This window comes from Jeotgalibacillus soli (genome assembly GCF_000829435.1).
Classification (GTDB): domain Bacteria; phylum Bacillota; class Bacilli; order Bacillales; family Jeotgalibacillaceae; genus Jeotgalibacillus; species Jeotgalibacillus soli.
Genome location: NZ_JXRP01000019.1, coordinates 19,518 through 38,519, shown reverse-complemented (window position 1 = coordinate 38,519; position 19,002 = coordinate 19,518). Strand labels below are relative to the sequence as shown.

Below are 19,002 nucleotides of genomic sequence, written 5' to 3'. Positions count from 1 at the left end.
ATGAGCTATACTGGATGGATCTTATTAACAGCATCACTTGTAGGGATTAGCTGCGGCATTATCGGCGTACTATTAATTTTGCGCAGGATGGCCATGATGGCAGATGCCATTAGTCACACTGTGCTGCTGGGGATTGTTATCGCTTTTATGATTAGCGAATCGCTGCAAGGAACGGGCATGCTGATTGGGGCCATGCTTGCAGGCTTGTTGACAACATGGATCGTTCAATGGTTTCAGTCAAAAGGCCTGCAGTCTGATGCCGCGATCGGTGTTGTGTTTACAACTTTATTTTCAATTGGTGTTATTCTAATTGCTACAAGTGTTGGCAATGTGCATCTTGATGTTAATCATGCATTGATGGGAGAAATTTCCTTTGTTCCGTGGAATTTAATTGATGTTCCGCTTGTTGGCGAAGTTCCGCTTGCAGTTGTGCTCCTTGTTACCGTCACGGCCCTTGTTTTAATGGTAATTTTATTGTTTTATAAAGAATGGAAAATAACTACCTTCGATCCTGCCCTCGCGGCTAGCTTTGGTATACCCGTTCTAGTCATGCATTATCTATTTATGTCAATGGTATCAATTACTACTGTTGCAGCATTTGATGCAGTAGGTGCGATTATGGTCGTCGCCATGCTTATTACACCTGCAGCATCTGCTAATCTTTGGACAGATCGGCTTTGGCTAATGTTTGTATTAAGTGCTTCATTTGGCATGGGGTCAAGTATCTTAGGATATGTAATTGCTATCTGGTTAAACACCTCCATTTCCGGATCAATGGCGTTTGCAACCGGTCTGATTTTTTTGTTTAGTTATGTTTTCGCTCCTCGATATGGTCGAATTGCAGTATTGAAGAAAAAGAGAGAAACGATTTAATAAAGGCCGTTGTTGTATCCCATTAGCGCATATAGTAAACTCTTGGTGATAACGTCTTTTTTCGGAGATGAGTATAGGAGGGACCCACATGCCAACGCCAAGCATGGAGGATTATATTGAACAAATTTATTTATTAATCGAAAACAAGGGTTATGCCCGCGTGTCTGATATAGCAGAAGGCTTATCCGTTCATCCTTCCTCCGTCACTAAGATGGTTCAAAAGCTAGATAAAGATGATTACCTTGTGTATGAAAAATACAGGGGATTGGTTTTGACGAAAAAAGGAAGTAAGGTTGGGAAACGATTAGTATATCGTCATGAGCTGCTTGAAGAATTTTTACAAATGATCGGTGTGAAAGAAGAAAATGTATATAATGATGTTGAAGGTATTGAACATCATCTGAGCTGGAATTCTATTGATCGCATTGGTGATCTTGTTCAATTTTTTGATGACCGGCCAGAGCTTGCAAAACAGCTTCATGCGTTACAAGAAAAAGATGAATCATAAAAAACCTTCCATTCAAGGGAGGTTTTTTCCATATATGTTTTTTATTGTATCAGTGTCTTGGCTGAATTTACCAATAAAAAATCATGCTCAATAATCGAATAAAGAACGGGAAGATTGCGCGCGTAAATCTATATATATTTTTGATGTAATTGGGCAGAAATGATGATAAAAATGATTAGAATTTTCAATCATTTAACGAAGCAAACGCTAGTACTTTTGGCCATTTTTACTTTTAAAAAATAATTATAAAAATTATCTGTTTTTCAACAAATGGGTAACGGACAGTATATCTTGTTCATGTTATGATAAGGAAAGATTACAGTAGCTGGAGGGACAAAATGACAACAAATAAAACTGTACCATCGGATATAGAAATCGCTCAACAGGCAACAATGCAAAATATTACGAAAATTGCTCGTGGTATCGGGTTAGTAGAGGATGATATCGAACTTTTTGGTAAATATAAAGCAAAATTAAGCTATGAAGCAATTGAACGACTAAAAACCGCAAAAAATGGACGTCTTATCCTTGTCACAGCCATAAATCCAACAGCTGCAGGTGAGGGAAAGTCAACGGTTACAGTTGGACTTGGAGATGCTCTTCAAAAGAAAGGTAAGAGTGCCATGATTGCAATGAGAGAGCCTTCTCTTGGACCAGTGATGGGAGTGAAAGGTGGGGCAACTGGAGGCGGGTATGCGCAAGTGTTGCCAATGGAAGATATAAACTTGCATTTTACTGGTGACATCCATGCGATTACAACGGCAAACAATGCACTCTCTGCGATGATCGATAATCACCTCCATCAAGGTAATGAGTGTAAAATTGATCCAAGAAGGATTATTTGGAAACGTGTGCTTGACATGAATGACAGAGCTTTGCGTAAAGTTGTGGTTGGACTAGGCGGCCCGGTTCAGGGTGTACCAAGAGAAGATGGCTTTGATATTACCGTTGCTTCAGAAATAATGGCCGTATTATGTTTAGCGACTGACCTTGAAGATCTTAAAAGAAGACTTTCATTAATTGTAGTAGCCTATACATATGATAAAGAACCAATAACAGTGGCAGATATAGGGGTAGAAGGTGCATTAACGTTACTTTTGAAAGACGCGCTTAAACCAAATTTGGTACAAACAATTGAACAAACTCCTGCACTTGTTCACGGGGGGCCATTCGCCAATATCGCACATGGCTGTAACTCGGTTATGGCAACAAGTGCTGCATTGAAATTGGCAGATTATGTTGTGACAGAAGCAGGTTTTGGAGCAGACCTAGGAGCTGAAAAGTTTCTTAATATTAAAACACGCGCTGCTGGAGTGCATCCGGATGCTATCGTCATTGTCGCTACGATTCGTGCGTTAAAAATGCACGGTGGACAGAACAAAACTGCTTTAAAAGAAGAAAATATTCCAGCACTGCAGGCAGGATTAGAAAACCTGGAAAAACATATTGAAACGATCCAAGCATTTGGACTTCCGCATGTTGTAGCGATTAACCGTTTTATAACAGACACAACTGAAGAAACGAAGGTATTAACGGAGTGGTGCCGAAATAAGCAAACACCTTATGCACTTACAGAGGTATGGGAAAAAGGAGGAGAAGGTGGATTAGAGCTGGCTGAACAAGTCCTTGCAGCAATGGAAAAGCCTTCATTCTTTAGTCCGATCTATAGCCTGCAAGACTCTTTAGCCGATAAAATTTCAAAAGTTGCGACTGAAGTATATGGAGCGAAAGAGGTAGTCTTTTCTAACAAAGCACAGAAACAGCTTGAACAATTTGAATCTTATGGCTGGGGTGAGCTTCCGATTTGTATGGCGAAAACACAGTATTCCCTTTCTGATGATGCAGCAAAGCTTGGTCGTCCAAAGGATTTTACCCTTCATATTCGTGAACTGCTTCCGAAAATAGGTGCAGGTTTTATTGTAGCCCTAACCGGGGACGTTATGACAATGCCAGGTTTACCAAAAAATCCAGCAGCGCTAAAAATGAATGTATCACTTGAAGGTAAAGCTGTAGGCTTATTTTAAAATGAAAAGCTGAAGACAATGGTTAGCTTGCTCAAGAAGCATAAGTCTTACTGCTGCGGTTGGTGCTTCTTGCCAGCTGGGCAGTGGGGATTATGGCTTTGTGAGTTTAACCGCTGGAACTGGACAAAAGAAAGTGAAAACGAGGATTCAGGTACTTTAGTATAAAGACAAACGAGCAGCGCTCCTGGCAATATTCATTTATATTTATATAAGTAGATTGTTTCGACATCTTGATAGAGTAACACGATGACAACAAGGCATGAAAGGGTGTATAGATTGTTTGATCCAACTGCATTTGACAATCTTAAGACCGTTCTTGAAGGCACCATTTATGACAGAGATCTTGACGGGACCATTTCCATCACAAATCGATCTGATTTAATTGATGTTGCTACACTCAATAGAACGTTTATTATTACATTTACTTCAGCGAACAATAGCATTGAAGCGGAAATGCAGCTTTATGCTGATTTAAAGAAATTAGCAATAGAATTATTGCCAGAAGCTTCCCAAGAGGAATATCCAGGCGCAGCAATATCTCTAACCTTTCGAAAAGAAGGATTGAAATGGTCAAAGAATGAACAAGAGGTTTTTAGCAAGCAGTGGGGTGAGCATAGATGCCATGAATGGAGGCAGATTACATCAAACCGTCATCCTGCTGTTTGCGAAATGGCTATCCATTTTGATCGAACGATTACAGAGGAAATGTTTCGTGATGTGGAGGATATGGTATATTTTACCATCGAAACCATCGATATGTTAGGAAAGGCGGCAAATGGATGAATACAATCACCCCTCAGCAGCTGCTGAAAGCAGAGCAGTTTATTCGGCCTTTTTTTGAGCGCGATCATTCTGGACACGATTGGCATCACATTGATCGTGTCCGAAGGACGGCTCTTTTTATTTGTGAGAAAGAATGCTGCAACCAGAAAACAGCCGTTGAGCTAATTGCATTGCTACATGACGTTGGAGACCCTAAACTCCATGTGACCCCTAAAGATGGAAAAAATGCTTTAAATAAGGTATATTCACATATTGGATTAACCATTGACGTACGTAAAGAAATGAATGAAGCCATTGAAGCGGTTTCTTTTAAGGGTGGGAATGAAACTTTATTGCCTTCACAGGAATCAGCGATTGTTCGTGATGCAGATCGTTTGGATGCAATAGGGGCTATTGGGATTGCACGGACATTTGCTTTTGGCGGGAGTAACGGACTTCCCCTTTATGATCCTTTTATTCAGCCTAGACAGGACATGACCGAAGAAGAGTATCGTTTAAATCAATCAACAACCATCCATCACTTCTACGAAAAGCTTCTTAAGTTGAAGGATTTAATGGTTACTCAAACAGGAAAAGAATTAGCGATGGAAAGGCATCATTTTATGAAGATATTTTTAAATCAATTTTTTAAGGAATGGAAGGGACTCGCGTGAAACAATTTGTGATTGAATCAATCGAAAAGTCGTACGGGGAAAAGCTGCTATTTCAGGGTCTTTCGCTGAAGATTACTGAAAATGAACGAATTGGACTTATTGGTGTGAATGGAACAGGAAAATCAAGTCTTTTACGGATTATTGCAGGTATTGACGGTGTGGATGAAGGAAAACTTGATCATCCTTCTGATTACGTAGTGCGATATCTAGCTCAAGAACCTGATATTGATGATAACTTAACGGTATTAGAGGCCGTTTTTCAAAGTGATGCCCCCATTATTCGGTTAATGAGAGAGTATGAAAAGGCGCTGGCAGAATATGAACAGAACCCTTTATCGAAAAACATACAAAATAAATTCATGAAAATTCAGCAGGAAATGGACGCATCAAATGCCTGGGATGCTAACGCTGCGGCTAAAACGATCCTGTCAAAGCTTGGAATACAAGATGTAAATAAAAAAGTGGAAGTTATTTCTGGTGGTCAAAAAAAGCGTGTTGCACTTGCGCAAGTTCTGATTGAGACACCAGATCTTCTCTTGCTGGATGAACCGACGAACCATCTTGATTATGAAGCGATTGTTTGGCTTGAAGATTTTCTGAAACGATATAGAGGTGCCGTTGTCATTGTCTCGCATGATCGATATTTTTTGGATCAGGTTTCTACACGGATGGTGGAGCTGGATAGCGGCAAAGCATATTCTTATAATGGCAACTATCAATCCTTTATTGAAGCGAAGGCGTTAAGAGAAGAACAAGAAGGTCAGGCTATGCAGAAAAAGCAAAATCTATACCGTAATGAGTTAGCTTGGATGAGAAGAGGAGCAAAAGCAAGAACGACAAAACAAAAAGCACGCATTCAGCGCTTTGAATCGCTTGACGAACAGGTTTCATCAAAATCGAGTGAAGATTCGATGAAAGTTGGGATCGCATCTAGCCGCTTGGGAAAACAAGTAATTGAATTGGAGCAAGTCTCCAAATCCTTTAACCAAAAGGTGCTTTTTACCAATGTGAATATGCTCATTCAGCCTAAAGCACGAATTGGTATTGTTGGTCGTAACGGTACAGGGAAATCGACGCTGTTGAACATTATGGCAGGACTTATTGAAGCTGATGAGGGTACGGTGAGGATCGGTCAGACTGTGAAAATGGCCTATTTTACACAACAACTTAAAAATATGGATGAGAATAAGAGAATGATCGAGTATATTAGGGAAGAGGCGGAAGTCATAGAGGTAGAAGACGGATCAAGGGCTTCAGTTGCTCAAATGCTCGAACGTTTTCTGTTTCCAGTAAGTGTCCATGGAACGCCTATTCGCAAGCTCTCAGGAGGAGAAAAGAGACGTCTTTATTTGCTTAAATTGCTGATGGGAAAACCGAATGTATTGCTTCTTGATGAGCCAACCAACGATCTTGATACAGAAACATTAACGGTTTTAGAACAATATATTGAAGAGTTTAGCGGTGTTGTCATTACCGTCTCGCATGATCGCTACTTCTTGGATAAAACAGCAGATGAGCTAATCGTGTTATCCGGAGAGAGCAAGATTGATTTTGTTCAAAGTGATTATTCTGAGTTTCTACGAGCGGAATCAGAGCGTCAAAAAGTCGTAATAAAAGAAGCAATCACTGAGCAAAAAGCGGCTCCTATAAAAAAAGAAAAGAAAAAAATGTCCTATCTAGAAAAAAGAGAATGGGAAGGGATAGACGATCAAATCCAACAGGTGGAGGAACGTCAAGCCTTTCTTGAAAAAGAGCTCCAAACGATCGGTAGTGATTTTGAAAAAGCACACCGTATCATGAATGAACAAGCTGCACTTGATGAAAAACTAGAAGAATTAATAGAAAGATGGACATATTTGTCAGAATTTAATGAGTGAGTCGATCTTTTCGATTCCTAACGAAGTGTATGTTAAAATAACGTAAAATGTCTTTTGAAAGGAGCGGTTCTTTGAATATAGTATCGATCGAACCAACCCCGAGCCCAAATACAATGAAAGTAATTTTGGATCTAGCATTACCAGGCGGGAAAAGCAATAATTATAAGCAAGATAATGCAGCGGGTGCTCCTCCTGTGGTTCAATCAATTCTTGAAATCGATGGAGTGAAGGGAGTTTATCATGTTGCAGACTTTCTGGCTGTTGAACGGCACCCGAAAGTAGATTGGCAGATTATTCTTCCTCATGTACGGAAAGCATTTGGAGAGGAGCGTGAAGAACAAAACGCATCACAACAAATTGATGAGCATTTTGGTGAAGTTCAAGTACAGGTTCTTCAATTTAAAACGATTCCCCTACAGGTAAAGCTGGTGGATGGACTTCAGGAAAAGAGATTTGGATTGCCTGATTATTTTGCTCAAGCGATGGCAGAAGTACAGCTGGAAGGTGATAACGTTATCCTATTGCGTAAATGGAAAGATTATGGTGTACGATATGGTGAGCTTGATCAGATTGGACAGGAAGTTATTGATGAATTGCTCGCTTCTTATCCATCCAGCAGAGTACAGGCCATCGTAACAGCTGCTAAGGAAGCAAATAACAGAGAAGCTCCGTTTAAAAGAGAGTCGATCCCGGTGACGATTCAATTGTTAAGGGCTTCAGAAGACTGGAAGGGACGTTATCAGCTTCTTGATCAGATGCCAGAGCCAACGATTGATGATCTGCCAATGTTAAATGAAGCTTTAACGGATGAAAAGCCGTCCGTTCGAAGATTGGCGGTCGTGTATTTGGGAATGATTGAGGATGAAAGAGTTCTGCCTTCCTTGTACAAAGCATTAAAAGATAAAAGCGTGACCGTTCGCCGCACAGCAGGTGATTGTCTGTCTGATCTCGGATTTCCTGAGGCAGAAGAAGAAATGGCCCATGCCCTTAAAGATAAAAACAAGCTTGTAAGATGGAGAGCAGCTATGTTTTTATATGAAGTGGGAACTGCTGCATCCCTTGAAGCATTAAAAGCTGCTGCCACTGATCCTGAATTTGAAGTAAAGCTGCAAGTAATGATGGCGATCGAGCGTATTGAAAGCGGTGAAGAAGCCAAAGGATCAGTATGGAAACAGATGACGGAAGCAAGACAAAATGGAGTATAGGGGGAATTAAGAATGTCAATGGCATATGAAGAATATATGAAGCAATTAGTAAAGCCAATGCGGCAAGAGTTAACACAAGCGGGATTTAGAGAACTAACTTCAAAAGATGAAGTACAGGAATTCATGACGGATCTCCAAGGAACGTCTCTTGTGGTCATTAACTCTGTTTGTGGTTGCGCGGCAGGACTTGCACGTCCAGCGGTGACACAAGCACTTATTACGCATGAAAAAGAACCGGACCATTTGGTAACGGTATTTGCCGGACAAGATAAAGAGGCTACAGCGAAAATGAGAGAACATATCAGCGGCTACGAGCCTTCATCTCCTTCTATTGCTTTATTGAAAGGTTCAGAGGTCGTTCATTTTATTCCGAGAGAGGATATTGAAGATCACTCAGTAGAGGAAATCGTTGAAAATATTAAAGGAGCAATGGATGTCCATTGCTGAAAGAGGCGCCATAGCGGCGTTTTTTCTTTTGATTGGATGAGGGTGATTTCATTTGATTATTACAACTTCAGGTCGTACTACGAAAGAACAAATACAGCTTGCTAAAGAAGTAGCCATTGAATTGCATGCATCGTATTGGGATCGTAACAAACAATCCATTCAATCGATGCAGCAAAAAGTGAATCAGCCCATTATTGTAATAGGTAAACAACGCTTTGAATTTTATGATGGCCATAGGACTGACCCGTTTTTCTTTCATCCCAACTCCAGTGCCTTTCGTGTAAAAAGAATGGAAAAAGGGGAGACTGATCCTTTAGTAGAGGTGTCTCTTTTAGCGGAGGGCGATTTCTTTTTAGATTGTACCTTGGGGCTTGGTTCTGATGCGATCGTGGCTTCAATGGCTGTTGGGCCAACCGGTAAAGTAACAGGGGTCGAGAAAAATAAGGTGATTGCATATTTTCTGAAGCAAGGACTTAAGTATTGGAAAACGGATAACGAGGGTTTAAAAGAAGCGATGCAAAGAATTGATGTTATAGCGGCAAATCATTTAAATTACTTGAAAAGCTGCGAAGACCGTTCAATTGATGTCGTTTATTTTGATCCAATGTTCCAAGAAGAAATTTCGTTATCAAATGGAATTGAAAAACTTCGAGATCACGCCATTTATGCCGATGAAACATTATTTTCAGCAGTAAATGAGGCCAAACGTGTTGCTAGAAAACGCATTGTTCTAAAGGATCACTTTCGATCAAGTAGATTTAATCAACTTGGGATGACAGTGATCAAACGTCCTTCTTCGAAAACACATTACGGTTATGTTCATCTAAATGTATAAATAAAACAAAAAACGCTTCGAGATCGAAGCGTTTTTTGTTTTATTCAGCAAATTGGAGATAAACAAAATAGGCGAGCATTAGTAAAAATCCAGAGCTAATTAAAATACTTTCCATAGGATTCCCTCCTTGCAAATCTCTTAATTAAGAATATCCTTAATAAAAATTGTAAATTTTGTGAAACCTAAAGCGGTTTTCTTCGTATTCAAGTATAATGTATTTAATAGTCAAGAAACAAGAAGGGATTTGCGAAAGATGCCAAACTGGATTAAAAAGTCACTTGTTGTTCTTATTTCAATCATTACCTTTGGAATGGTCACGCCGAATGATTTACTGGCAGACCAGCCAAAGGACGACTCCAATCAATCTAACAAATCAGTCTCATCCATTGAAACAGTTCAGCAGAGTGAGACACAGATTAAAACCATCACCTCTAAAGAAGAAGTAATACAAGAGTTAATAGAAGAGGCTGACGTACTAACACAAATAAAATTAGGTGATCGAATACTTCCTAGAATTGAAAATGAATTCCAAACTATTATTTTGCCGAAAATGGAACAAGCGATACAGGAAGTAGTTGTTGCTTACCCGAATGCTCAATATCAGCACTTGATTATCTCACCTTCTATTGGAAAAGGTGACGGGGAACGCATTTTTAATATCATGGATGAAAAAACGGGAGAAGATGTGATTCGTTTTCATGTGCGAAGAGACCAGCCTCCTCTAGAAGGATATTCATTTAATTTTCATTATCATTCCCATCATGATGGATTTGAATCGCATCACACTCTTGCAACAGTTTATTGGGGGAAAGATACACCTGCTAAATTCGGATCAAAAATGGTTCATTAAATCCTCAGAAGAAATACCCTCAATGGACATTGCAACTCCTTTGAGGGTATTTTTTGCTTCCTTTCTTTTGTATAATGAAAAATGAAGAAAGGAAGCGATAGTCGATGCAGCAGTATTTAGATCTTCTTTACAAGGTGTTGGAAGAAGGAACAGAGAAGAGTGACAGGACTGGAACAGGTACAATCAGCTCCTTTGGTCACCAAATGAAGTTTGATCTGTCAGAGGGATTCCCCCTCGTTACGACAAAAAAAGTTCCTTTTAAGCTCATTGCAAGTGAGCTGCTATGGTTTATAAAAGGAGACACAAATATCAAATATCTCCTTGAGCACAATAATCATATATGGGATGAATGGGCATTTAAAAATTGGGTGGAATCTCCAGGATACTACGGTCCTGATATGACAGACTTTGGCCTTCGTTCCCAGCGAGATCCAGAATTCAAAAAAATCTATGATGATCAAAAGCGGAAATTTTTGACGTCAATTCTTGAAAATGAGGAATTTGCAAGGAAGTATGGTGAGTTGGGTGATGTATATGGTAAACAGTGGAGAGCATGGAAAAAGTCAAATGGTGATATAATTGACCAGCTTCATGATGTCATTGATTCCATAAAGCATAACCCTGACTCCAGACGGCATATTGTCAGTGCTTGGAACCCTGAGGATATTCCTTCAATGGCATTGCCTCCGTGTCATACCTTATTTCAATTCTATGTTGCAGACGGAAAATTATCATGTCAGCTTTATCAGCGAAGCGGGGACTTATTTTTAGGGGTTCCATTTAATATAGCGAGTTATGCACTATTGACGCATATGATTGCTAAGCAGTGTGATTTAGTACCTGGACAATTTATCCATACAATTGGTGATGCACATATTTATTCCAATCATATGGATCAGGTTAAAGAACAACTAACCCGCGAGCCGAGATCGCTTCCGAAATTGGAAATTAACATGCAAGGGAAAGATATCTTCAATTTACAGTTAGAGGATATTCAATTGCTGGATTATAATCCTCATCCGGCCATTAAAGCACCCGTCGCTGTGTAGAGAGGAGTAGAGAGATGATTTCAATTATTGTTGCTCATGCAAACAATCGAATTATTGGTCACCAGAATGACATGCCGTGGCATCTTCCGAATGACTTGGCATATTTTAAAGAAAAAACGCTTGGCAAGCGCTTATTAATGGGAAGAAAAACGTTTGAAGCGATGAACGGACCATTAAAAGGAAGAACGAATATTGTGCTAACATCTCGAAAAAATTGGCTGCATGAGGGGGCTGACGTTGTACATACGTTAGAACAGGGATTAGAAGCACTTCAAACTGATTATGCATCAGAAGCATTTGTCATTGGCGGAGGTGAACTGTATAAAGCAGCAATAGACTATGTTGATCGTCTGTATATAACAGTGATCAATGTGGACGTTGAAGGAGATACAGCATTTCCAGTATATGATACTGGTGAATGGGTAGAAGTTTCTTCAGTAAAAGGAATCAGAGACGAACGTAATCCGTATGACTATGAATTTAAAGTGTTTGATCGAGCAGGAAAATTATAATAAAAAAGCTGATCCAATTGGATCAGCTTTTTTATGCGTAGAATAGGACACAAAAATACATAAATGCACTGCCGGCAATAACAAATAAATGCCAGATAGCATGGTTGTAGGGCAGCTTTCTCCAAATATAAAAAATAGCCCCTATTGAATAAAACAATCCGCCTGTCAATAAGAGAGCAAAGCCCGCTCCAGTCAGCTCATGATAAAGTGGAACGATGGCAATCATGATGAGCCAGCCCATTAATAGATAAAAAATGGTTGCAACAACCTCATACCGATCTACAAAATAGCATTTAAAGGCAATGCCAAGAATGGCAAGTCCCCATACAATTCCAAAAATCGTCCATGAAAGTGCCCCTCTTAATGTTACAAGCATAAAGGGTGTATAGGTACCTGCGATAAGCAGGTAAATGGCTGAATGATCCATAATGGCAAATAGTTTTTTTAGTTTTATACCTCGAACACTATGAAGTAGTGTGGAACAAAGAAACAGGATTAACATCGTAGACCCGAAAATAGTGAAACTTACAATATGCCATGCTGTACCTCGTTCAACGGCTATTATAATTAAAAACACCAATGCGGGAATACTTAAAACAAATCCAACGGCATGGGTGACAGCATTAGCTAATTCTTCCTTCCAATCTTTGTAATCAAATGTTGTCATCACTTCAGCTCCTTTTAATTACGAAGGCCATTAATACCTTTATTCTGCAAAATATTTATTTTCGTCATAAATAGACAGAGGATGCTCAATGAATATAGAATGAAGATAAAATCTATTCTAGTATTGTATCTCGCATGACAATAAAGTGCAATGAATGTAATATTATCACCCTTATGATGAAACATATTATTCGGAAAAACTAATTTGTTCTTTGAGTAAAAGCACATTACACTATTCTTTACGGTTAATTTTACTATTTTATGATTATTTAACGATTACAACGACAACATAGTCTTTGAAACGCTATCATTTAACTGTATAATAATAAATAGCGATAGATGATAGGATGTGTATGGAATGACAAAGATAAGGATCGTCACGGATTCAACTGTAGATCTTAGCGAAGAAATAGTTCATAAATATGGTATTAAAATTGTACCCTTAACGTTATCGATAGATGGAAAATCTTTTATTGATCGTGTCGAAATTTCGCCTAAAGAATTTATGAAAAAAATGGAGCACTCAAAAGAGTTGCCTAAGAGCTCACAGCCTTCAGCTGGAGCATTTCAAAAAGTCTATGATGAGCTTGGTCAGGATGGAAGTCAAATCATTTCAATTCATATGACTGGGAATATGAGTGGCACCGTTCGATCAGCTGAAAGTGCAATGAGTCTGACTTCTTCTGATGTATCAGTTGTGGACTCACGTTTTATTTCGAAAGCATTGTCCTTTCAGGTTGTAGAAGCAGCGATAATGGCGCAAGCTGGAGCTTCTAAAGAAGAAATCCTTCAGCGGGTGACAGAAGTTCGTGAATCTACTCATTTATTTGTAGTAGTGGATACACTTGAGAATTTAGTTAAGGGCGGACGTATTGGAAAAGGCCGTGCAATGATTGGATCATTATTAAATATTAAACCGATTGCTTCTTTAGCAAACGGAGAGTATACACCGGTATCAAAGGCTAGAAGTCACTCGCAAGTCGTTAAGTACCTGTCAAACCATTTTATGGAGAACGTTAAAGGCAAAACGATTAAAGCTGTGGGAATCGTTCATGCAGATGGACTTGCTCTAGCCCAGTCCCTTAAGGAAAAAATACTTGAGAAAACAGGGTACCAAGATATAACGATTGAAGAAACAACACCCATTATTAGTACGCATACTGGTAAAGGTGCAATCGGTTTTATGTATTACACAGAATAATATAGTGAAAGTCTGTGCTGCCATAACAATGGGGCATAGGCTTTTTATTATGAATAGAAAGAATTAACACAGATTTTTATAATAGGCTTTAATAGAAGCCGAATTTGTTTTACTCTATGCTATGCGTGATATAATAGCTGTATAGTAAGCGAAAGAAGGTGGAAGATGTGGTGAAGTCATTCACAAAAGCAGGGTTGGTGATCCTTTCATCAGTTTTCCTTGCCTCTTGTACGATACCTTCTTCGAATGAACAAAATGAAGAACGTGAGGTTTTACTCGAAACGAAACCCTCTCCGGATGAAACCTTTATCCCGGTCGATCTGACGATTGTTTCAATAGGCGATTCATTGACAGAAGGTGTGGGGGACAGTACAGGTCTAGGTGGATATGTTCCTTTGCTTGAACAAAAGCTAGAAGAGCAGGACATAATCAAAGAGGTAGAGATTATTAACTTTGGAAAACGAGGAAACCGTTCAGACCAGCTTTTGAAAAGAGTGCAGGAAGATCAAGAAATACGACAATCGATTGAAGGTGCAAACTCCGTAATCGTGACCATTGGAGGCAATGATGTAATGCGCGTTTTTCGTGCAAACTTTCCTTCATTAACATACGATGACTTTTCGGCTGCCAGGGTTCAGTACGAGGAGCGGCTTAGTGAAGTATTTAGTGAAATACGTTCATTGAATCCAGAAGCATCTATTGTATTATTAGGTATTTATAATCCTTTTTTTGTTTTTTCTGCTGATGTTCAAGAAATGGATATGATTGTGGAAGAATGGAATCATGCAGCGAGTGACATTGCTTCAAGTTGGGATCACACATCCTTTGTAGAGGTTGCTGATATTTTCAAAAATAGTGAAGACAATTTACTTCATACCGACTTCTTCCATCCTAATGATAGAGGGTATTCATTAATCGCAGAACGAATTGAAGAAGGTTTAATGGAGCTGATGAATGAGTAGGTTGAGCAGAAAGAGGGATTTGATGAGAAATAGATGGAAATTTGCTTTTTTAACAATAATGACGGTCATTCTTGTTGCTATTGGAGTCTTATTATTTCAGCTCTTTCGACCAATAGATTCTTCTGGACAGGAAGGCTTACAAGGTGTTTCACCTGAATCAGAAGCTGAGTTTACTGTCACGGCTTCGAGAGATGACCTTACAGCGGTTACTAATAGATTTATTGAAGAAGAAGGCTTGAATGGCCCCATTAATTATTCGATTGAATTCAAAGATCAGGTTATTCTAAACGGAATGATTCCTATTTTTACAACCGCGATTGATTTTCAAATGACGTTTGAAGCTCAGGCATTAGAAAATGGGAATCTACTGTTAAAACAAGAGAAGCTTTCATTGGGAGCAGTAGATTTGCCTGTGAGCTATGTTTTAAAATTTATTAGGGACTCTTACGAATTTCCAGAGTGGGTAACGATTCAGCCAAATGAACAGCAAATTTTAGTCGAAGTGACTGAAATTGAAGTGGCAGCAGGTTTAAACGTAAAGGCTAACCGCTTTAATTTGCCCGAAGATGATATTTCTTTCTCGATTTATGTACCAAAATAATTACATGGGGAGGTTCTTCTGATGGAACAAGAACAATATAAGTTAGCAACCTTTGCAGGAGGCTGTTTCTGGTGTATGGTAAAACCGTTTGATGAGCAGCCGGGAATTCATAAGATAGTATCTGGCTATACAGGAGGCCACACTGTCAATCCTACTTATGAAGAAGTGTGCAGCGAAACGACAGGCCACCGTGAAGCCGTTCAAATTACGTATGATCCAACACAATTTTCATACGAAAAGCTTTTAGAAATTTTTTGGAGTCAAATTAATCCTACGGACGGGGGGGGACAGTTTTTTGATCGTGGAGAATCCTATAAAACTGCCATCTATTATCATGATGAAGAACAGAAAATTCAAGCTGAAAAATCCAAGCAGGAGCTTGAAAAAAGCGGTCGTTTTTCTGCTCCGATTGCAACAGATATTTTTAAAGCCAGTCCTTTTTATGAAGCAGAGCGTTATCATCAGGATTATTACAAAAAACAGCCAAGCCATTATAATGCGTATCAAATTGGATCAGGCAGAGCAGACTTTATAAAGCAGCAAGCGAAAGGCGGAAATTAATATGAAAAAAGAAGAAATTTTGTCAAAACTAACTCCTATGCAGTATGAAGTGACACAAAATAATGGGACAGAACCACCATTTAAAAACGAATACTGGGATGAATTTGGAGACGGCATTTATGTTGATATTATTTCTGGGAAGCCTTTGTTCAGCTCTACAGATAAATATGATGCTGGGTGCGGATGGCCGAGCTATACAAAACCAATTGTAGAGAAAGAAATCCTTGAAAAAAGTGATTACAGCCATTTTATGGTTCGAACCGAGGTAAGAAGCGGTTCTTCAAACTCCCATCTCGGTCATGTTTTTAATGATGGACCAGGACCGAGCGGTTTACGTTACTGTATTAACTCAGCTGCCTTACGTTTTATCCCAAAAGAACGGCTTGATGAAGAAGGATATAGCGTATATAAAAAGCTATTTGATGAACAATAATTGTGAAGAAATGCACAATTATGATACAATACGAACCGTTCACGTATTAATAAACGTTAAATGCTTTAAAAGATTAGTAGGAGAGTGATATCATGTTAAAGAAACTGTTTGGTAAAAAAGAGGAAGCTCCGAAAGATATATTAGTATATGCACCTTTAACTGGAACATTCGTTTCATTGGAAGAGGTTCCTGATCCAGTCTTTTCGCAAAAAATGATGGGGGATGGCATAGCGATTGAACCTTCTGAAGGGAAAGTAGTATCCCCTGTGGATGGAGAAGTGATTCAGGTATTTCCAACCAAGCATGCGATTGGTTTAAAAGCAAAAAATGGAGCGGAAATTCTCATTCATATTGGATTAGAAACTGTATCTATGCAAGGGAATGGCTTCGAAGCGCATGTTTCCGAGGGAAGTAAAGTTAAAGTTGGAGACACCCTAGTCACATTTGATCTTGAACTGGTTAAAGAAAAAGCCAAGAGTACCATCACACCAATTATCGTTACAAACGGTGATGATCTTGAATCGGTCACAAAAAAAGATGTGTCAACGATCACTGCAGGAAATGATATAGTCATGGAAATTTCAGCGAAAGCTTAAGACCTTTCAAGCTGATCATCTATCCACGCAACTCGCGAGGATGGGGATCAGCTCTTTTTTATTCTTTATCGTATTTCATACAAGCTTCTATCCACTGCAAAAACTCAATATAGCTTTACGTGGTTAACGAAATTTGAGCAGGGTATAGAATAATAATTAAAAATTGCAAATAACTTCACGAGAAAAAATATCAAACGATATAAATTTGGTTGTTTTAGATGGAAGATTGACCTTGGACAGGAATCAGAATAAAGTTTTTTGGCAGTACTTTTTGTGAAGAATTGTCACTTATTCTTCTTGAATAGCTGATTATTTATGGATAACTCAAAAAAAGGAAAATTTCACTATACTAAAAAGCAGCAAAGTAAAGGAAGTGTAACCTTTGAATCGATCATTTTATCATTATGTGATGAAATACCGTGAACCATCACCAAAAACACCACAATCTGAATTTGCGAATAGGATGTATGATGATCTCGATTTTCCAAAGATGTCAGAAGATTATCATGAAATCAGTGAATATGTTGAACTTACTGAAGTTTATAATGATCAAATTTCAGTATTTGATGATCTTTGGGAAGATTACAGAATTACCATAAAAAATGAATTATCATAAAAGCTATCTTAAGTAAACGTTAGTTTTCTATAAAATGAGATCATCACTGTAAGTAATGAATAATTATACTTAATAGCAACTCGGAAATATAGCATTTAAAAAAGGAGGGATCGTAAAATGTCGTTATTTAATAAAGCATTAGCTTCTCTAGGGATTGGAGCAACAACAGTTGACACTAATTTATCTAAAACAGTGTATATATGTGGTGAGATAGTGGATGGAATTGTAGTAATCAAGGGCGGGAATGTTGATCAAACCATTGAATCCATCTATTTAACGCTCATAACAAACTATACAAGAGAGTCTAATGACCGCAAATACGAAGATCGTGCAGTGGTTGATCAACTGCAATTGACAGAACCCTTTACCATAAAAAAGGATGAAATAAGAGAGGTGCCTTTCACGTTCACCATGCCTTTAACTACTCCAGTTACTGCTGGCAAAACGAAAGTATGGATGAAAACTGGTCTTGATATAAAAAATGCTGTTGATCCAACAGACCATGACTGTTTAACCGTTCAACCTACCTCTTTGATGAATCATGTGTTAGAAGCGATGAATGTTTTGGGATTTACGATTCGTAAAGTGGAGTGTGAAGAAGCACCGTATCGATTCAAGAGCAAAGTTCCTTTTATTCAAGAATTTGAGTTTGTTCCTGTTGAAGGACCGTTTAAAGGGATTCTTGATGAAATTGAAATTATTTTCTTTCCGGAATCAGAAAAATCCTACGAATTACTACTTGAGGTGGACCGGAAAGGAAAGAATATCAGGAGTTTAATGGCTGAAGCAGTTGGGTTTGATGAATCGATCGTAAGAATGAGAATTAGAACAGATGAATTAACTGATTTTTCTGCCCGATTAATGAAAACAATTGAACAGTTTTCGAAATAAAATGAAATTTGGCAGTAAGTTGAAATACGCCTTAAAAAGCCTTACAATAGTTATGATTATGATGAAAGAAGTATAAGGGAGGAACATTTTTATGAGTATACATATCGGTGCAAAACAAGGTGAAATTGCAGAAACAGTCTTACTACCAGGAGATCCGCTTCGTGCTAAATATATTGCTGAGACTTTTCTTGAGGATGTAACTTGTTACAATAAAGTACGAAACATGTTCGGGTACACTGGAACATATAAAGGAAAACGTATTTCTGTACAAGGAACTGGCATGGGTGTTCCATCCATTTCTATATACATCAATGAATTAATGGAAGAATACGGTGTTCAGAACTTGATTCGTGTAGGAACTTGTGGTGCTATTCAACAGGATGTAAAGGTTCGTGATGTAATTATTGCGATGACGGCGTCTACGGATTCTCAAATGAACAAGCGTACATTTAACGGAATTGATTATGCACCAACTGCAAGCTTCAACCTGCTAAAAAATGCGTATGAAGCTGGTATGGATAAAGGATTGAATCTTAAAGTCGGCAATGTATTTACTGCGGATATTTTTTATGATGACAATGCTGAACATGAAAAATGGGCAAAATATGGTATATTGGCAATTGAGATGGAAACAGCAGCACTCTATACACTAGCAGCTAAGTTTGGAAGAAATGCACTTTCAGTTTTGACAGTCAGCGATCATATTTTGACAGGTGAAGCAACTTCATCCGAGGAAAGACAGCTTACTTTTAATGACATGATTGAAGTAGCTCTTGACGCTGCGATTGCTGAATAAAGAAAAAGGCTGGCTAATACGATAGCCAGCCTTTTTCCTTTTTGTTTTTAGTTAAATTTACTA

General features: G+C 38.6%; 23 protein-coding genes. 22 read left to right on the top strand and 1 reads right to left on the bottom strand.

Annotation, left to right across the window (positions count from 1 at the left end):
* The 13 genes from KP78_RS14360 to KP78_RS14305 all read left to right on the top strand — a co-directional run bounded on the left by KP78_RS14360 (nt 1) and on the right by KP78_RS14305 (nt 11,616).
* Nucleotides 1-873 (top strand): metal ABC transporter permease, encoded by an 873-nt coding sequence (locus KP78_RS14360; RefSeq protein WP_041090055.1) that lies wholly within the window; start codon nt 1-3, stop codon nt 871-873.
* Between the two features lie 88 nt (nt 874-961).
* The gene (gene mntR, locus KP78_RS14355; RefSeq protein WP_041090054.1) at nt 962-1,381 is read left to right on the top strand and encodes a transcriptional regulator MntR; all 420 of its coding nucleotides are present in this window, start codon (nt 962-964) and stop codon (nt 1,379-1,381) included.
* 338 nt (nt 1,382-1,719) lie between these two features.
* Nucleotides 1,720-3,405, top strand: a complete 1,686-nt coding sequence (locus KP78_RS14350) for a formate--tetrahydrofolate ligase (RefSeq protein WP_041090053.1) — start codon at nt 1,720-1,722, stop codon at nt 3,403-3,405.
* 18 nt (nt 3,406-3,423) lie between these two features.
* The gene (locus KP78_RS20815; RefSeq protein ID WP_235420951.1) at nt 3,424-3,570 is read left to right on the top strand and encodes a hypothetical protein; all 147 of its coding nucleotides are present in this window, start codon (nt 3,424-3,426) and stop codon (nt 3,568-3,570) included.
* An 81-nt stretch (nt 3,571-3,651) separates the two neighbouring features.
* Complete coding sequence (locus tag KP78_RS14345) at nt 3,652-4,188, top strand: hypothetical protein (protein WP_131272631.1); 537 nt, start codon at nt 3,652-3,654, stop codon at nt 4,186-4,188.
* Entirely contained in the window at nt 4,185-4,841 is a 657-nt protein-coding gene (locus KP78_RS14340; RefSeq protein ID WP_041090051.1) for an HD domain-containing protein, read from the top strand. Before KP78_RS14345 ends, KP78_RS14340 begins: the two co-directional genes overlap by 4 nt.
* Nucleotides 4,838-6,718 (top strand): ABC-F family ATP-binding cassette domain-containing protein, encoded by a 1,881-nt coding sequence (locus KP78_RS14335; protein WP_041090050.1) that lies wholly within the window; start codon nt 4,838-4,840, stop codon nt 6,716-6,718. Before KP78_RS14340 ends, KP78_RS14335 begins: the two co-directional genes overlap by 4 nt.
* 71 nt (nt 6,719-6,789) lie before the next feature.
* Nucleotides 6,790-7,923, top strand: coding sequence for a conserved virulence factor C family protein (locus KP78_RS14330; RefSeq protein ID WP_041090049.1), 1,134 nt, complete (start codon nt 6,790-6,792; stop codon nt 7,921-7,923).
* A gap of 12 nt (nt 7,924-7,935) precedes the next feature.
* Nucleotides 7,936-8,370, top strand: coding sequence for a BrxA/BrxB family bacilliredoxin (locus tag KP78_RS14325; RefSeq protein WP_041090048.1), 435 nt, complete (start codon nt 7,936-7,938; stop codon nt 8,368-8,370).
* A 52-nt stretch (nt 8,371-8,422) separates the two neighbouring features.
* Nucleotides 8,423-9,205, top strand: a complete 783-nt coding sequence (locus KP78_RS14320; RefSeq protein WP_041090047.1) for a class I SAM-dependent methyltransferase — start codon at nt 8,423-8,425, stop codon at nt 9,203-9,205.
* A 253-nt stretch (nt 9,206-9,458) separates the two neighbouring features.
* Nucleotides 9,459-10,055: a YpjP family protein gene (locus KP78_RS14315; protein ID WP_041090046.1), complete on the top strand. Its 597-nt coding sequence runs from the start codon at nt 9,459-9,461 to the stop codon at nt 10,053-10,055.
* A 104-nt stretch (nt 10,056-10,159) separates the two neighbouring features.
* Nucleotides 10,160-11,104 carry a thymidylate synthase gene (locus tag KP78_RS14310; protein ID WP_041090045.1) on the top strand — a complete coding sequence of 315 codons (945 nt, stop codon included), beginning with the start codon at nt 10,160-10,162 and terminating at the stop codon, nt 11,102-11,104.
* Nucleotides 11,105-11,118: 14 nt separating this feature from the next.
* Complete coding sequence (locus KP78_RS14305) at nt 11,119-11,616, top strand: dihydrofolate reductase (RefSeq protein WP_041090044.1); 498 nt, start codon at nt 11,119-11,121, stop codon at nt 11,614-11,616.
* A 31-nt stretch (nt 11,617-11,647) separates the two neighbouring features.
* Here KP78_RS14305 and trhA read toward each other — a convergent pair whose 3' ends face one another.
* Nucleotides 11,648-12,283 (bottom strand): PAQR family membrane homeostasis protein TrhA, encoded by a 636-nt coding sequence (gene trhA, locus KP78_RS14300; protein WP_041090043.1) that lies wholly within the window; start codon nt 12,281-12,283, stop codon nt 11,648-11,650.
* A gap of 357 nt (nt 12,284-12,640) precedes the next feature.
* On the opposite strand from trhA, the gene KP78_RS14295 reads away from it, so the two are divergent.
* From KP78_RS14295 to deoD, 9 genes are all read left to right on the top strand, one after another.
* Entirely contained in the window at nt 12,641-13,483 is an 843-nt protein-coding gene (locus KP78_RS14295) for a DegV family protein (RefSeq protein ID WP_041090042.1), read from the top strand.
* Between the two features lie 170 nt (nt 13,484-13,653).
* Nucleotides 13,654-14,445, top strand: coding sequence for an SGNH/GDSL hydrolase family protein (locus tag KP78_RS14290; protein ID WP_052474852.1), 792 nt, complete (start codon nt 13,654-13,656; stop codon nt 14,443-14,445).
* Nucleotides 14,446-14,467: 22 nt separating this feature from the next.
* Entirely contained in the window at nt 14,468-15,046 is a 579-nt protein-coding gene (locus tag KP78_RS14285) for a YpmS family protein (protein WP_041090041.1), read from the top strand.
* Nucleotides 15,047-15,067: 21 nt separating this feature from the next.
* Nucleotides 15,068-15,607: a peptide-methionine (S)-S-oxide reductase MsrA gene (gene msrA, locus KP78_RS14280; RefSeq protein ID WP_041090040.1), complete on the top strand. Its 540-nt coding sequence runs from the start codon at nt 15,068-15,070 to the stop codon at nt 15,605-15,607.
* Between the two features lies 1 nt (nt 15,608).
* Nucleotides 15,609-16,040: a peptide-methionine (R)-S-oxide reductase MsrB gene (msrB, locus tag KP78_RS14275; RefSeq protein WP_041090039.1), complete on the top strand. Its 432-nt coding sequence runs from the start codon at nt 15,609-15,611 to the stop codon at nt 16,038-16,040.
* Between the two features lie 92 nt (nt 16,041-16,132).
* Nucleotides 16,133-16,636 carry a PTS sugar transporter subunit IIA gene (locus tag KP78_RS14270; protein ID WP_041090038.1) on the top strand — a complete coding sequence of 168 codons (504 nt, stop codon included), beginning with the start codon at nt 16,133-16,135 and terminating at the stop codon, nt 16,634-16,636.
* A 382-nt stretch (nt 16,637-17,018) separates the two neighbouring features.
* Nucleotides 17,019-17,252 carry a YozE family protein gene (locus tag KP78_RS14265; RefSeq protein ID WP_084220092.1) on the top strand — a complete coding sequence of 78 codons (234 nt, stop codon included), beginning with the start codon at nt 17,019-17,021 and terminating at the stop codon, nt 17,250-17,252.
* 117 nt (nt 17,253-17,369) lie between these two features.
* Nucleotides 17,370-18,143: a sporulation protein gene (locus tag KP78_RS14260; protein WP_041090037.1), complete on the top strand. Its 774-nt coding sequence runs from the start codon at nt 17,370-17,372 to the stop codon at nt 18,141-18,143.
* 91 nt (nt 18,144-18,234) lie between these two features.
* Nucleotides 18,235-18,939 carry a purine-nucleoside phosphorylase gene (gene deoD, locus KP78_RS14255; protein ID WP_041090036.1) on the top strand — a complete coding sequence of 235 codons (705 nt, stop codon included), beginning with the start codon at nt 18,235-18,237 and terminating at the stop codon, nt 18,937-18,939.
* Nucleotides 18,940-19,002: the final 63 nt, after the last annotated feature.

What these genes read in the sequence shown, in the direction of transcription:
- KP78_RS14305 (WP_041090044.1), top strand. Translation starts at nt 11,119, where the DNA reads ATGATTTCAATTATTGTTGCTCATGCAAACAATCGAATTATTGGTCAC.
- KP78_RS14345 (WP_131272631.1), top strand. Translation starts at nt 3,652, where the DNA reads ATGACAACAAGGCATGAAAGGGTGTATAGATTGTTTGATCCAACTGCA.
- KP78_RS14350 (WP_041090053.1), top strand. Translation starts at nt 1,720, where the DNA reads ATGACAACAAATAAAACTGTACCATCGGATATAGAAATCGCTCAACAG.
- KP78_RS14310 (WP_041090045.1), top strand. Translation starts at nt 10,160, where the DNA reads ATGCAGCAGTATTTAGATCTTCTTTACAAGGTGTTGGAAGAAGGAACA.
- KP78_RS14340 (WP_041090051.1), top strand. Translation starts at nt 4,185, where the DNA reads ATGAATACAATCACCCCTCAGCAGCTGCTGAAAGCAGAGCAGTTTATT.
- KP78_RS14260 (WP_041090037.1), top strand. Translation starts at nt 17,370, where the DNA reads ATGTCGTTATTTAATAAAGCATTAGCTTCTCTAGGGATTGGAGCAACA.
- trhA (WP_041090043.1), bottom strand. Translation starts at nt 12,283, where the DNA reads ATGACAACATTTGATTACAAAGATTGGAAGGAAGAATTAGCTAATGCT.
- KP78_RS14325 (WP_041090048.1), top strand. Translation starts at nt 7,936, where the DNA reads ATGTCAATGGCATATGAAGAATATATGAAGCAATTAGTAAAGCCAATG.
- KP78_RS14295 (WP_041090042.1), top strand. Translation starts at nt 12,641, where the DNA reads ATGACAAAGATAAGGATCGTCACGGATTCAACTGTAGATCTTAGCGAA.
- KP78_RS14285 (WP_041090041.1), top strand. Translation starts at nt 14,468, where the DNA reads ATGAGAAATAGATGGAAATTTGCTTTTTTAACAATAATGACGGTCATT.
- msrA (WP_041090040.1), top strand. Translation starts at nt 15,068, where the DNA reads ATGGAACAAGAACAATATAAGTTAGCAACCTTTGCAGGAGGCTGTTTC.
- KP78_RS14315 (WP_041090046.1), top strand. Translation starts at nt 9,459, where the DNA reads ATGCCAAACTGGATTAAAAAGTCACTTGTTGTTCTTATTTCAATCATT.
- KP78_RS14360 (WP_041090055.1), top strand. Translation starts at nt 1, where the DNA reads ATGAGCTATACTGGATGGATCTTATTAACAGCATCACTTGTAGGGATT.
- KP78_RS20815 (WP_235420951.1), top strand. Translation starts at nt 3,424, where the DNA reads ATGGTTAGCTTGCTCAAGAAGCATAAGTCTTACTGCTGCGGTTGGTGC.
- KP78_RS14270 (WP_041090038.1), top strand. Translation starts at nt 16,133, where the DNA reads ATGTTAAAGAAACTGTTTGGTAAAAAAGAGGAAGCTCCGAAAGATATA.
- mntR (WP_041090054.1), top strand. Translation starts at nt 962, where the DNA reads ATGCCAACGCCAAGCATGGAGGATTATATTGAACAAATTTATTTATTA.
- msrB (WP_041090039.1), top strand. Translation starts at nt 15,609, where the DNA reads ATGAAAAAAGAAGAAATTTTGTCAAAACTAACTCCTATGCAGTATGAA.
- deoD (WP_041090036.1), top strand. Translation starts at nt 18,235, where the DNA reads ATGAGTATACATATCGGTGCAAAACAAGGTGAAATTGCAGAAACAGTC.